The sequence below is a fragment of the Sphingobium sp. MI1205 genome (genome assembly GCF_001563285.1).
Taxonomy (GTDB): Bacteria; Pseudomonadota; Alphaproteobacteria; order Sphingomonadales; family Sphingomonadaceae; genus Sphingobium.
The window spans coordinates 1,035,492-1,049,132 of the sequence record NZ_CP005188.1 but is presented as its reverse complement, the minus strand read 5'-3'; the positions used below and the strand labels follow the sequence as shown (position 1 = coordinate 1,049,132).

The 13,641-nt window shown below is 63.1% G+C and carries 14 protein-coding genes; 8 read left to right on the top strand and 6 right to left on the bottom strand.

Going from position 1 to position 13,641, the window contains the following annotated elements:
• Nucleotides 1-38: 38 nt before the first annotated feature.
• The 6 genes from K663_RS05050 to K663_RS05025 form a co-directional block, all read right to left on the bottom strand.
• Nucleotides 39-311 carry a response regulator transcription factor gene (locus K663_RS05050; RefSeq protein WP_062114886.1) on the bottom strand — a complete coding sequence of 91 codons (273 nt, stop codon included), beginning with the start codon at nt 309-311 and terminating at the stop codon, nt 39-41.
• Between the two features lie 11 nt (nt 312-322).
• The gene (locus K663_RS05045; RefSeq protein ID WP_062114883.1) at nt 323-706 is read right to left on the bottom strand and encodes a response regulator transcription factor; all 384 of its coding nucleotides are present in this window, start codon (nt 704-706) and stop codon (nt 323-325) included.
• Between the two features lie 70 nt (nt 707-776).
• The gene (locus tag K663_RS05040) at nt 777-1,415 is read right to left on the bottom strand and encodes a response regulator transcription factor (protein WP_062114880.1); all 639 of its coding nucleotides are present in this window, start codon (nt 1,413-1,415) and stop codon (nt 777-779) included.
• On the bottom strand, nt 1,381-3,279 hold the full coding sequence (locus K663_RS05035) for a PAS domain S-box protein (protein WP_062114877.1): 1,899 nt from the start codon (nt 3,277-3,279) through the stop codon (nt 1,381-1,383). The genes K663_RS05040 and K663_RS05035 overlap by 35 nt, the downstream gene beginning before the upstream one ends.
• A 562-nt stretch (nt 3,280-3,841) precedes the next feature.
• Complete coding sequence (locus tag K663_RS05030; protein ID WP_062114874.1) at nt 3,842-4,498, bottom strand: BON domain-containing protein; 657 nt, start codon at nt 4,496-4,498, stop codon at nt 3,842-3,844.
• Nucleotides 4,470-5,228 carry an ATP-binding protein gene (locus K663_RS05025; protein WP_062114871.1) on the bottom strand — a complete coding sequence of 253 codons (759 nt, stop codon included), beginning with the start codon at nt 5,226-5,228 and terminating at the stop codon, nt 4,470-4,472. The genes K663_RS05030 and K663_RS05025 overlap by 29 nt, the downstream gene beginning before the upstream one ends.
• A gap of 188 nt (nt 5,229-5,416) precedes the next feature.
• Between K663_RS05025 and K663_RS05020 the strand changes: the two genes are divergently transcribed.
• The 8 genes from K663_RS05020 to K663_RS04985 all read left to right on the top strand — a co-directional run bounded on the left by K663_RS05020 (nt 5,417) and on the right by K663_RS04985 (nt 13,586).
• Nucleotides 5,417-8,092, top strand: coding sequence for a bifunctional acetate--CoA ligase family protein/GNAT family N-acetyltransferase (locus tag K663_RS05020; protein WP_062114868.1), 2,676 nt, complete (start codon nt 5,417-5,419; stop codon nt 8,090-8,092).
• A 70-nt stretch (nt 8,093-8,162) separates the two neighbouring features.
• A complete protein-coding gene (locus K663_RS05015) occupies nt 8,163-8,726 on the top strand; it encodes an HdeD family acid-resistance protein (RefSeq protein ID WP_062114865.1) in 564 nt (187 codons plus the stop codon).
• 5 nt (nt 8,727-8,731) lie between these two features.
• A complete protein-coding gene (locus K663_RS05010) occupies nt 8,732-9,727 on the top strand; it encodes a zinc-dependent alcohol dehydrogenase family protein (RefSeq protein ID WP_062114863.1) in 996 nt (331 codons plus the stop codon).
• 68 nt (nt 9,728-9,795) lie between these two features.
• A complete protein-coding gene (locus K663_RS05005; RefSeq protein ID WP_145902234.1) occupies nt 9,796-10,101 on the top strand; it encodes a hypothetical protein in 306 nt (101 codons plus the stop codon).
• Nucleotides 10,098-10,592, top strand: coding sequence for an Hsp20/alpha crystallin family protein (locus K663_RS05000; protein WP_062114857.1), 495 nt, complete (start codon nt 10,098-10,100; stop codon nt 10,590-10,592). The genes K663_RS05005 and K663_RS05000 overlap by 4 nt, the downstream gene beginning before the upstream one ends.
• 59 nt (nt 10,593-10,651) lie before the next feature.
• Nucleotides 10,652-11,650, top strand: a complete 999-nt coding sequence (locus K663_RS04995) for an efflux RND transporter periplasmic adaptor subunit (protein WP_062114855.1) — start codon at nt 10,652-10,654, stop codon at nt 11,648-11,650.
• Nucleotides 11,647-12,897 carry an ABC transporter permease gene (locus K663_RS04990; protein WP_062114852.1) on the top strand — a complete coding sequence of 417 codons (1,251 nt, stop codon included), beginning with the start codon at nt 11,647-11,649 and terminating at the stop codon, nt 12,895-12,897. Before K663_RS04995 ends, K663_RS04990 begins: the two co-directional genes overlap by 4 nt.
• On the top strand, nt 12,894-13,586 hold the full coding sequence (locus K663_RS04985) for an ABC transporter ATP-binding protein (RefSeq protein ID WP_062114849.1): 693 nt from the start codon (nt 12,894-12,896) through the stop codon (nt 13,584-13,586). The genes K663_RS04990 and K663_RS04985 overlap by 4 nt, the downstream gene beginning before the upstream one ends.
• Nucleotides 13,587-13,641 lie beyond the last annotated feature (55 nt).

Here is a 13,641-nt window from a genome sequence, read left to right as displayed (position 1 = left end):
AGCGGCAGGGCGTGCTCCTCAGGGGGCCGCGATCGGCGTCAATGCGGCGGTTTGTTGCCGAACTCGAATGGCGACGGACCATTTAGAACATAGAGGGCGACGAGGTGGGCGACAGACTGCACGCCCAGCTTCCGCATCAACCGTGCGCGATGGACCTCGACCGTCCGGTGACTGATGCCCAGCAGCTTGCCCGTCTCCCGGTTGGTCAGGCCCCGCGCTACAGCAGCCAGCACTTCGCGTTCGCGGGGCGACAATATGTCCATGGCGGCGAAGGGCGGCCCGGCTGCCTGTCTTTTCCCCGCTTTCATCATGGCGGCCCCTGTCAGCTCCCTGCCTGGTCCATCGTCGCGTCCCTGATGGCGTTTACCAGCACTGATTCCTTGCACGGCTTGTCGACCACGGCGTCAAAGCCGCGCGTCATCGCCTTTTGCAGCAGTTCGGCCGACCCATAGGCGGTGACCAAGATAGCGCGCCCGCTCCATCCCGCCGCGCGCAACCTGTCCAGCACTTCCACGCCATTGCAGCCCGTCATCCGGTAATCCGTCACCAAACAGGCTGGATTGTTCGCCTTCACGTCGGCGATCAATGCTTCTGGGCTTTCGAAGGAACGCACCTGGAAACCACGGCCCTGCAACAGCAGCTGCATCGAACGCCTCGCCCCGGCATCGTCGTCCAGGATGGCAACCGAAACTGGAGGGCCTGACATTCTTCTCGCGCCTTGCACCGCTGATGTGAGCAACATGCCCAAAGCGTGACATGGAGGGGCGCGCAAGTCTTTACGTATTGATCGCAGTCAGGTCCTTGTGGCCCATGCCCGCCGCAAAGGCGATGCGCAGGGCGTCCGACAGGCTGTGGACATGCAGCTTGGTCATCATGTTGGCGCGATGCACTTCGACCGTCCGGGATGAAATGCCAAGGTCATAGGCGATCGTCTTGTTGGGCAAACCTTGTGCCAGCCCTTCCAAAACTTCCCGTTCCCGCACCGTCAGCGCCGCTATGATCACATCTGCGCGCGCCGCATCCGCTGTTGCGCCCTCAGCAGAACGCACGCGGTCGAAAGCGCGCTCAATCGCGTCGATCAGGACAGCCTTCTCGAACGGCTTCTCCAGGAAATCGACCGCGCCTGCCTTCATGGCCTGCACGGCTATCGATATGTCGCCATGACCAGTCATGATGATGACAGGCATGGCGATCCCGCGTTCCGCCAGAATGCGTTGCACCTCCAATCCGTCGATGTCCGGCATGCGAACGTCCAGCAGGATGCAGCCTTCCTCTGCCGATCTCGCTTCCTTCAGGAAGGCGGCGCCCGATGCCCATGTCTCGACCGCATAGCCCGACGTCTTGAGCATATAGCCCGCGGATCGCCGGACCGAATTCTCGTCATCGATGATGTGAACAAGCTTCTTGTCGGTCATACGCTTCCTCCGCCTGCGCTCGAATGAGGGTGAAGTGGAAATCGGTGCCTTTGCCCTTGCGGCTTTCCATCCAGATCTTGCCGCCGTTCACTTCGACGATGGTGCGGCATATGGAAAGGCCAAGGCCCATGCCGTTGGGCTTGGTGCTGACGAATGCGGTGAACAGCTGCCGCGCGACGCCCGGCGCGATGCCGCAGCCCGTGTCAGACACAATGACCTCGACTTGATCGTCCCTGGACACGCGGGTAGCAATGGTCAGCTGTTTTACCGCGCTGGCCGCCATTGCTTCGCACGCATTCCGGACCAGGTTGATCAGCACCTGCTGGATCTGCACCTTGTCGACGAGGACTGGCGACGCCAGCGGATCGATATCGAAATGCACATCGATCCCCATCTCGCGGGCACCTGCGAGCCCTAGCGCCGATGCCTCACGCACCAGCTCGGGCAGGCTTTCGATCGTCTTTTCAACTTCCCCGCGCGACACGAACTCTCTTAGCCTGCGGACGATCTGACCGGCGCGCAACGCCTCGCTGGCGGCCTCGGCCAATGCCTCGCGCATCATCGGCCACTCGCTTTCCTGCGGCTGCGCCATCTGGTCGCGCACCGCCTCGACATAATTGGCGACAGCCGCGATCGGCTGGTTGAGTTCATGCGCCAGCGTCGATGCCATCGTTCCCATCGCGCTCACTCGAGTCACATGGATCAGTTCGGCTTGCAATGTCGCCATATGATCTTCGACCGCGCGCCGTTCAGTCAAGTCGCGGATAAAGCCGGTGAAGATGCGCTCATTACCCCGCATCGCCTCGCCGATATATAGCTCCATCGGGAACAATGACCCGTCGGCCCGCCGGCCCGAAACGACCCTGCCCTTGCCGATGATGCGCTTTTCCCCGGTTTCCAGATAGCGCTGGATGTAGCTGTCGTGCCGTTCGCGATCGGGAGACGGCATCAACATGCGTACATTCTTCGCCAGCACCTCTTCCTCGGCATAGCCGAACAGCGCCTCCGCAGCCGCGCTGAACGACAGCATGGTGCCAACCTCGTCAATCACCACCATCGCGTCGGGCACGGTGGACAGGATCGCGCGCAGCTGGCTTTCATGGGCGCGCAGCTGGTCTTCGGCCGACCTTTTTTCGGTTATGTCGGACACGATCTTGGCAAAGCCCCGCAGTGCGCCATCCTTGCCGTGCAGCGCGGTCCAGCTGACCGACGCCAGAAATTCCGATCCGTCCTTGCAAAGACGCCAATCCTCTTCCTCGAACCGTCCTTCGATCCGCGCGCGCTCGATGTCGGCCGCTGGCTTCCCGGCGGCCACGGCTTCCGTCGGGTAAAAGAGGGACGAAGGCTTACCCAGCACCTCCTGCTCGGTCCAGCCCTTCAGGCGCTCGGCGCCCCGGTTCCAGATCGTCACCCGGCCAGTCGGGTCGAGCATGTAGATCGCCAGCCCTTGCGCGCCATCAATCAACAGGTTGAGTTCGACCGCCAGCTGCTCGCTCGCCGCGCCGCGATGTTCGGTGGTTAGTTCAGCAGCCTTCAATCGCTGGTTCGACCGGCGGCCAAGGCGGCTCATCAGGATAATGCCAGCAGCCGTTACAATGAACAGGACGATCTCGACGAGGTCGCGGTTGTCGAAGATCGACCGACGGGCAATCACTGACCCCGCCGTGACGCTCAGCAAAGCCGCAAGGATCGCGGGGCCTTCGCCCAGCCACAGCGCGATCGCCACGATCGCGAAGACATAGGGCATATAGGCCGACCGGTCGCTCAGCCACGGATCGAGGAAAAACCGGATCGCCGCTACTAGAGCCACGCCCACTAGAGCAAGAGCATAGCGTTCCAGACGCGCTGTTTTCCACGGGGGCATGGCCTCACCTTGCACGAAACGTCGTCGTCAGCCTGGTAGAGGCTCAGCCAATCCTAACATCATTGTCCGAACTGCAACACATCCTTACTTATGGATGAATTAACATACTGTAATTACGTACTATTATTTCGGCTATATAGTGTCATCCCCAATAGTCATCCTACTATCCGAACGACTCCACCTTCCAGGCCTTCAGCCCAAATCCATTTCCTCCAAGCCACATCTCGCCTGAGGCCGCGCCTGGATGCGTCCGGCTTTACTTCTTCTCCCTTCCGCGCTTGCTGACCGGCATCATCATGGACGAGCAAGAGCACGTTCTTCCTGTCGATTTCCTCACGACAAGAATTCTCTATCCGACGGGCGTCATCCGGGCATTCTGGCCAGGATCATCGCTGCGATGGCGATCATCAGCCCGATGGTCATGGCTGCCTGAAACATGGCGTCTGCGGATTGGCGCACGCGATCTATAACGGGCATATGCTCTTCCAATGAAATAGCGGCAGGGACCGACCCGCAATGGAGCGCCCCGGCAGGCATGGCGCACCTGCCAGGGGCACCGGGGTCAGAATGTTGATACGACAATATTGTCCTCGACCTTGGTCACGCCCGGCGCCGCCCAAGCCGCCCGCTCCGCGACGCCACGCTCGTGCCAGGCCTTCACCCGGCCGCCCAGGCGAACGGTGTTCCCGTCGGTCGCGATCGTGACGCTAGCGGCGTCCAGATCCGCCTGACGCTTGAAGGCGGCGGCGATCCGATCCCGGATGTCGGCGGTGATGGGCAGCTTCTTCACCTCGATAAGGTTGCTGACGCCGGTTACGCCTGAAATCCTGGCGGCCGCCCTCCTTGCCTCGTCGCTCTGATAATGCGCATCGACAACACCGGACAGCGTGACCCAGCCCTTCTCCACCTTCACATTGATCTTGTCGTGCGGGATGGACACGTTCCACGAAAACATGTCGAGGATACGCTTGGCGATTTCATGGTCCGCCGTCTTGGGTTCCGACTTGAAGCGCACGTGAATTTCCTCGGCAATCGCCTTGACTCCGCTGACACGCCGGGTTGCCTTTTCAGCCGCCATTTTCTCGACATAGTTGGAAACATAGCCAGACAGGGTCACGACCCCGTCATTCACCGCGACGCCTATATCCGCATGATCGACGCTCGGGTCCCATTCCAGTTCGTCCATGACGTCATGCTGCAACTGTCCATCGGTCTTCATCACAACTCTCCTCGTTTGTGGGTGACGCGCCCCATTGCCGGGGGCGTGATTTGCTGGCGGCAGGAAACGCCACCGGCAAAAGCATGGCGACCACCGTGCCAGCGCCTGCGCTGACACTGCCGCGAATAAACAATTTGCCATTCATGTCGCGGACCGCCCTACGGACCCGATGCAACCCATTGCCATGGCCACTGTCCGATGCCTTAAGTGGCGGCCGGTCAACGGCGGCAGCCAGCAATCCCGGACCATCGTCCGCAATCACCAGCCAAATCCAGTCGCCGATCCTGCGGCAGCGCAGCCGGATATGCCGCGCGCCTGCCCGAGCGGCATTGGCGACAAGTTCCAGCATCACCGCTTCCATTTCGGCCGGTTCGGCGCATACCCGCGCGGCGGGCAAAGCCATTTGCGTATCGATCTCCAGTGACGCCGGGTGCTTCACTACAGCGCGCAGTAAGGGGGCGGCGTCGGCGACTTGCGCGCCCATGTCCACGAGCAACCGTTCGCCGGATGTCCGCCGCGCAAGCAGTCGGGACGTTAGTTCGTCGCCGCGCACCGCCGCTTCCTCCAGCCCACGCAGCATGGTCTCCCGCGCGGGCCCGTCATCATCATTCTTATCTAGCAGATGCCTGATCGAAGCGATGACAGCGAACAGGTTGCGCAGGTCGTGAACCGTTTCCCGGACAGGATCGTGCCGTGGAGCACCGCCTGCCGCTTCGCTTGAACACTGCATGATCGCCTCCTCACTGGTCGAGGCGATTTTAGGAAGTGCGCATCGCGTCCCTATTCGCAACTTCCCGTAAGTAGCTTTTCAGTGTCCCTGCCCCGATGCCCTGCGGCATTTACGCATATCGCCTTGGACAGGGCCTTTCCTAGGATGGCTCCGCATTCGCGTGATCCCAGCCAAGGACGAGAAACGCCATGACCATCCGAAATCTGTCGCCGCTTCTTCACGCCCGAACCATCGCACTGATCGGAGGATCGCAGGAAAGAGGCGCCGTAGGTATGCTCGTCCTGGACAATCTGCTGGCGGGCGGCTTTGACGGCACCGTCTATGTTGTCAATCCTCACCCGGTTCGGCGACAGGGCATGACATGGGTCGCCAGCCTAACCGACCTGCCCGAAGCGCCCGAACTTGCGGTCATAATGACGCCCGAACCGACCGTGGCGGCGATCATCGAGCAATTGGGAAGCCGGGGCACGCGCTGCGCCGTCATCCTGACGGCGGGCCTTGACGATCCCGTCGCATTCCGCGGGGCGATCATGGAAGCGGCCCGACGGCACGACCTGCGGATCGTCGGGCCCAATTGCCTTGGCATCATCGCGCCCCATGCGCGGATCAACGCCACCTTCGCCCGCACCCCGGCGCAGCCGGGCTATCTTGGCCTCATATCGCAGAGCGGCGCTCTCATCACCGCCGTGCTCGATTGGGCGCAAACGCGCGGAATCGGTTTTTCGAGCATCATTTCCGCAGGCGACATGGCCGATGCGAACCTTGGCGACCTGATCGACCTGCTCGCGGCCGATCCGCACACCCATGCCATTCTGCTCTATGTAGAGGGCGTCACCGAGGCAGCGGGGTTCATGGCAGCTGCCCGTGCCGCCGCGCTCCACAAGCCGATCATTGCGATCAAGGCCGGCAAGAGCCAGCTCGCCGCGCAAGCGACACTTTCCCACACAGGGGCCATGATCGGTTCCTATGATGTATATGAAGCCGCGTTCGCGCGGGTCGGAATTCTGCTGGTCGACAACCTGACGGCGCTGTTCGACGCCGCCGAGATTCTCTGCGCCTGCGAGCCGGTGCCCGGCAACCGGCTGGCGATCCTGACCAACGGCGGCGGCGCTGGCATACTGGCGGTCGATGCCTTGGCGCAGACGGATGGGCAGCTTGCCACATTGACCATCGAAACGATCGCCGCCCTTGCGGAGGTAACGCCCGCAGGTTCGCCGCGCGCGAATCCCGTCGATATATTGGGCGACGCGGACGCGGACCGCTATGCCGCTGCTGTACGAGCCATCCTGCGCGACAACGGGAGCGACGCGGTGCTGGTCTTGAACTGCCCCACCGCGCGCAGTGATGCGAAGGAAACGGCGCTGGCTATCTGCCGCGAAGTCGCAGCGGCGGCGCAGGACCGTATCCGCAAGCCTGTCCTCGCCTGCTGGTTGGGTGACGCCAACAGCGATATGGTCAGGCCTGTTTTCGCGGCGGCGGGCATCCCGGTCTTTTCCACCCCGGACGACGCCGTGCGCGCATTTGGCTATCTGGCCCAGGCTCGCCGCCTTCGTACAAGTCTGACGGAGGCACCTGCCCAGTCCCGCGAGGTAGAGGCGAATCGCGTCGCCGCCCGCGCCATCATCTCCGACGCCCAGGCGGACGGATCGACAACGCTTTCCGAAATCAAGGTCAAGAAACTGCTGGAGGCTTATGGCATCCCCGTCGCGCCAACGCGCTTCGCCGCTTCGGCGGAGGCGGTGGAGGAAGCCTGCTGTTGGCTTAGCCCACCCTATGCGGTGAAGATCGTCTCGCGCGACCTTCCTCACAAGTCGGACGTGGGCGGGGTCGCGCTTGACCTCCCCGACGCCCATGCTGCCGTCGCCGCGGCGAGGGACATGGAGCGGCTAATCCGTCGCGACTTTCCCGGAGCGCGCATCCAAGGGTTCGCCGTCGAGGACATGATAAAGGTGAAAGATGGCAGGGAGATGATCGTCGGGCTCAGCAACGACCCGACTTTCGGTCCCATCATCATGGCTGGCGCGGGCGGCGTCGCTACTGAACTTCTCAATGACAAGGCCATCGACCTGCTCCCGATCGACCATGCGCAGGCCCGCGCCCTCATTGCGCGGACGCGCATGTCGCGGCGGCTCGCCGAATATCGCAACGTCCCGGCCGCCGATGTGGAAAGCGTCGCCGATGTACTGGATGCCGTATCGGCCATGGCCGTTGACCTTCCCGATCTGTTGGAACTCGACATCAATCCCTTGATCGTGAGCGCAGCGGGCGTCATCGCCCTCGATGCACGGGCGCGGATCGCCGCCGAAGCGACGACAGCATCCCGCCTTATCCTGCGCGCGGCGCCAGAAGGATGGGCGTCCGACCTCGTCACGGAGCAGGGGGTTCGCTTCCATGTGCGACCGGTGCGCCCTGACGACGAGCCGGCGGTGGCGGCCTTTTTCGACCATGTCTCGCCCGAAGACCTGCGCTTCCGCTTCATGTCGGGCGTCTGCAAAGTCAGCCGCGATCAGATCGTGATGATGACGCGAGTGGATTATGTACGCACCATCAGTTTCCTTGCCTTTGGAGAGGGTAGCCGCCTCCTCGCCGTCGCCATGCTGGCGACCGACCCAGATCGCACCCGCGCGGAAATCGCACTCACCACCCGAACCGACATGAAGGGCAAGGGCATCAGCTTTACATTGTTCGAACATGTGCTGCGCTATGCGAAGGCGGAAGGAATTGAAACGGTCGAGTCGATCGAATCCGCTGATCACGACGCGGCGCTGCGCATGGAGAGGGAACTTGGCTTCACCACCATCGCGGACCCCGACGATCCCACTGTCCGTATCGCCAGGAAGAGGCTGGCGGCTCATGCCAGTTGACCGAACGTCACATCACCACGCCGCCGAGAGCGGTAGACTTGCCGCCTCACCTCATTTGAGGAGCGAAATCATGAGCCTGAAGTTGGCCTTGGAGCGAGAAGGATCGACGCCCGGACAGCGGATATGGCGCACTTTCATGGTTATCGGTGCCGCGCTCGCGCTGCTGGGCATGCTTGCGAGCGTCAATCTACTCCTCGCGACGGTCCTCGCCACCTACATCGCCGGAGCGGCCATGTTCGCAGGTGGGATCTTCCAACTGTTTCACGCCTTCAGCGTCCGGCGCTTCTCGTCCGGCCTTATGTGGGGCCTCGCCGCGCTGCTCTACCTCGTCGCGGCCAGCATCATGATCATTGATCCCCTGCTCGGCGCGAGCGTCCTGACTGTCTTCATCGGCCTTGCCCTCGCGACATCAGGCATCGCGCGCTTCATCTTGGCATTCCGTCATCGCGAAGGCAGGGCATGGATGATCCTGTCCGGTCTCATCAGCATCGCCGCCGCCGTCCTTGTAGCCGTCTCATGGCCGTGGAACAGCCTCTGGCTGCTGGGGATGGTGCTTGCCATAGACCTTATATCGCAAGGGGTGATGCTCATGCTGTTCGGATTTTCCCTGCGCTCGGCGGCCAGCCTACGGTGAAGCACATGATAGCGATGCAGATCCCCGCGGCGGGCGGGGCTCTCGTGCGGATCGAGCGTCCCATTCCCCATCCCGGCCCCGGCGAACTGCTGATCGAGGTTTCCGCCTGCGGCGTCTGTCGGACCGACCTCCATGTCCTCGATGGGGAAATCGCGGCGCACTATCCCATCATCCCGGGTCATGAGATCGTCGGCCGGGTGACCGCCCTCGGAAGCGGCGTTGAGGCCTTCACCATCGGCCAGCGTGTCGGCGTCCCCTGGCTCGGACATACATGCGGCGTCTGCCCCTATTGCCGCGCCGGGCGGGAAAATCTCTGCGACGCTCCCCTCTTCACCGGAGCCACTCGCGATGGCGGCTATGCCAGCCATACGATCGCCGACGCGCAATATTGCTTCGACCTGCCGGATCGCTTCTCGGATGTGGAGGCTGCTCCACTCCTTTGCGCGGGCCTGATTGGATGGAGAGCCTTGCGGCTGACTGGCCCGGCGGGCGTCATCGGCCTCTATGGCTTTGGCGCTGCCGCGCACATATTGGCGCAGGTCGCCCGGCATCAGCGGCGCACCGTCTGTGCCTTCACGCGGGACGGCGACACGGCGGGGCAGGACTTCGCCCGTTCGCTCGGCTGCGCCTGGGCGGGTGGTTCTTCCGAAAACCCGCCCGCGCCACTGGACGCTGCCCTCATCTTCGCCCCGGCAGGCGAACTCGTCCCTCGTGCGCTGCGGGCCGTCAGGAAAGGCGGCCGGGTCATATGCGCCGGCATTCACATGAGCGACATACCGTCATTCCCCTATGCCGACCTCTGGCAGGAAAGGCAGATCCTGTCGGTCGCCAATCTGACGCGGGAAGACGGCACCTCCTTTTTCGAGCAGGTGAAGGACATGCAGTTGCATACCGTCACCCAAAGATTTCCGCTCGAACAAGCTAATCAGGCCCTGCAAAGCCTGCGCGAAGGCAGGTTAAAGGGTGCCGCGGTCCTTGTGCCATCAGCGGCGCCTGCGTGACTCTACTTATGGCGCGGCACCAAGCGCCGGGCGACAATTCGGCATGGAATCCGCAACGGAGAAAGCCCATGCACCGCCAATTCGCCAGCGCCGCGCTCCTGCAATTGTCGCTCATGGCCGCAGCGCCCGCGCAGACCACATCGCACCAAGCGCCTCCTACGGGCAAGCCCGCGACGGACTGTCCCATGCATGATCAGGCGGGCGGACACATGATGCAACCGGGCGCCACGCCCATGCACCACGGGCAGCCCATGCCTGAAGCGATGGAACATTGCCGCACGATCCATCACCCAGCCGCAACCGAACGGCGACAGCAGATGATGCGCCACCCCGGCGAGCCGACACATTCACAAAAGCAGGAGAAGGACCAATGACTGATTTTCGTTCACTCATCCCCTTTGGACGCAGCAATATCTTCCATGCCGGCTTTGATCCCTTCGCCGATCTGCGCAAGGAAATGGATCGCCTCAGCGACGATGTCGGTCGCGGTTGGCTCACCAACGGCGATGGCGGCAGCCGGGGCTTCAACCTTCCCCGCATCGACATTGCCGAAACGGACAAGGGCCTGGAACTCACCGCCGAACTGCCGGGCTTCGATGAAAAGGACGTCTCCCTCGACGTGCGGGACGATGTCCTCACCATCAAGGCCGAGCATAAGGAGGACCGCGAGGAGAAGGATGAAAAGAAAAATTATCACCTGATCGAGCGCAGCCGGGGAAGCTATTTGCGCCGCGTAGCCCTGCCGTTTGCGGCGGATGCCGACAAGGCCAGCGCCCGTTTGGAAAAAGGCCTACTGAAGGTCGTCGTCCCCCGTCTCGCTACGGAAGCAAGCAAGCCGCGCCAGATTCCGGTTGGATCGAAATAGTCCAGGGACAAATCGATACGGGCAAGCAATGACCTTCGCGTGATGCTATAGACGCTCTCATGAAACGCATCGCGCTCTGGCTGTTGCCGCTCGCGCTAGTCGCCGCTGCTGCGGGATGGTGGTTACTCGCAGGTCGCGCGCGCGAGGTGGAGCTCGCGTCCGCCCGTATCGGTCAGGCGGTGGAGCTTGTTTACGCCACCGGCTTTGTCGAAGCGCAGCGGCCTGTGTCGGTCTCCGCGCGTCTCACCGCGCCGGTTCGACAGGTCCTCGTCGACGAAGCGCAGCCTGTCGTGCGTGGCCAGCCGCTCGTCCTCCTTGATGACGAAGAACAGCGCCACATGCTACAACAGGCGGCGGCGCAACGCCACGTGGCGCAGCAGGATGAGCAGCGCGCTCTGGCGCTCTTCGCCAAGGGTTGGGTCACCCGGTCCGCCCGTGACGCGGCGGTCGCCGCCGCCGACAGCGCGAGGGCGGCAGAGGAAAGCGCCCGTGCGCGGCTCGACCAGATGATCGTGCGCTCGGGCATAGGGGGTGTCGTCCTGCGCAAGGATGTGGAGCCCGGCGACCTCGCTAGCCCCGGCCGCACCCTCATGACGCTTGGCGATCCCGCCCGCATCTGGATCACGGCGACCATAGACGAGCGCGACGTCGCCCGCGTCCATGCCGGTCAGGAGGCGTTGATGTCGAGCGACGCTTGGCCGGGCCGGGTCTTGCGCGGCCATGTCCGCCAGGTGACACCGGGCGGCGATCCCGAACAACGCGCCTTCCGCGCGCGCATCGTGACAGATGGGCCAGTGGCGCTGCCGCTGGGCCTGACGCTGGAGGTCAACATCGTCACTCGCCGGGCGGAACGAGCGCTACTGGCACCCGCGAGCGCGATTGAAGACGGTAAGGTCTGGATCGTTCGCGGCCACCGCGTTCACGCGAAACCTGTCCGCACCGGCATTGCCGGGACCAACGACGTGCAAATCCTCTCCGGCCTCTTACCCGGTGACAGCGTCGTGAAAACGCCCGAAGGAAAGCTGAAGGACAATATGCGCGTGCGGGTCGCCAAATGACCAGTCAGCTGCGGCTGCTGGCGAGCGTCGCGGCCCGTCATCTTGTCGGCCGCCGCCGGCAAACCATCGTCGCGGTCAGCGGCGTGGCGGTCGGCGTGGGCTTCTTCCTTGCCGTTTCCGCCATGATGATCGGCAGCCAGAACGACTTCATCAAGACGCTGATCGACGCCGCCCCGCACATCATCATTTCCGACGAATTGCGCAGCCCGCTGCCCCAGCCCGGCATCAGCCTCTACAAGGGCGCGGCGGTAAGGCTTCGCCATTACAAGGTCCGCAATGAAGTGCGCGGTCTGAAAGGCTGGCCCGAGATATTGCGCACCGTAAACGCGCTGCCCGGCGCCCTCGGCTCACCGAGTCTCAGCGGCGCGATCACCCTGCGCAGCGGTGGGCGCGAGGAAGCGTTGACCATAGTCGGCGTTGATCCGGCGATCGAGGAAAAGGTCAGCACCATCCAGGACCAGTTGCGCGTCGGACGCCTGCGCGATCTGGAAAGCGCGCAGGGCGGCATCATCATCGGTGAGGAAATGGCCCGGCGGCTTGGCCTTGGCGTAGGTGACGTGGTTGGCGCGACCTCCGCTTCGGGGAAGAGCCGGTCGCTCCGCATCGTCGGCCTGTTCAAGCGCGGCCAAACACAGATTTCATTGGGGTTGGGCTATGTCCTGCTGCGGGAAGCGCAGTCGCTGCTCGGCCGTCCCTTCATCATCAACCGCATTGGCGTCCGCCTTGCCGACCCCTATGAGGCCGAGCCGATCAGCCGCCGCCTGGAGGCGCGCTATGCCTACAAGGCTGAAAGCTGGCAGGAGCGTTCCGCCGACTTTCTCTCGCTGCTCGTGACCCGCAACGTCATCATGTACAGCGTCGTGTCGGCCATCCTGCTGGTCGCCAGCTTCGGCATCTACACGGTCGTATCCAACAGCGTCTCCGACAAGAGACGCGACATCGCGATCATGCGATCCATGGGCTTTTCCGAGCGCGATCTTCAATTGATCTTCGTGTTCGAAGGGCTGGCCCTGGCATTGATCGGCATCGTCGCCGGATGGCTGCTGGGCTACGGCCTGATGGCGATCCTCGGGTCGCTTAAATTCCCTATTGCCGGAGAGGACCAGCGGCTGCCGCTGGATCGCTCAGTCCGCCAGTATGCGATTGCGGCGGCTGCGTCCCTGCTGTCCGGCGTCATCGCAGCATGGCTTCCCGCACGAAAGGCTGCGCGGGTCGACCCAGTCGACATATTACGGGGCGCTGTATGAGCGCGATCATAGAAGTTGAGAACCTGTCCCGGAGCCTTCCCGGCATGCCACCGGTGACACTGGTCACTGACGTGACCCTGTCGATCCAGCCAGCGACCTTCGTCGCGATCGTGGGGCCGTCCGGCTGCGGCAAATCCTCGCTGCTCTATCTGCTCGGCCTGCTCGACCGGCCGACATCGGGACAGGTGCTGTTCAACGGACAGGACATGAACCCGCTGCGCGGCGACGCGCGTGCGCAGATCCGGTTGGCGAGCTTCGGCTTCGTCTTCCAGTTCCACTTCCTTCTGCCCGAGTTCACGGCGCTGGAAAACGTCATGCTGCCCATGCGTAGGCTCGGCAAATTCACGCTGGGCGAGATACAGGCCAGGGCACAGGTGCTGCTTGAAGGCATGGGCCTGGGTGAAAAGAGCGCGAAGACTCCCGATCGTCTTTCTGGTGGCGAACGCCAGCGCGTCGCCATTGCGCGGGCGATCGCCAATGATCCGGTACTGGTGCTGGGGGACGAGCCTACTGGCAATCTCGACAGCCAGAACAGCGCCCGCGTGATCGAAATGTTCCGCAAACTCGCCCATGATCAGGGGCGCGCCGTGATCTGCGTCACGCATGATCCCGATGTGGCGGCGGCTGCCGATGTGCAAATCTCCATGCTGGACGGCCGCATCAACGAAACGAACGTAAGGCCGCGATGACTGCTGGCCGCCAGAGCCATCGGATTGCTGATCGGCACTAAAGCGGGAGTGGCGG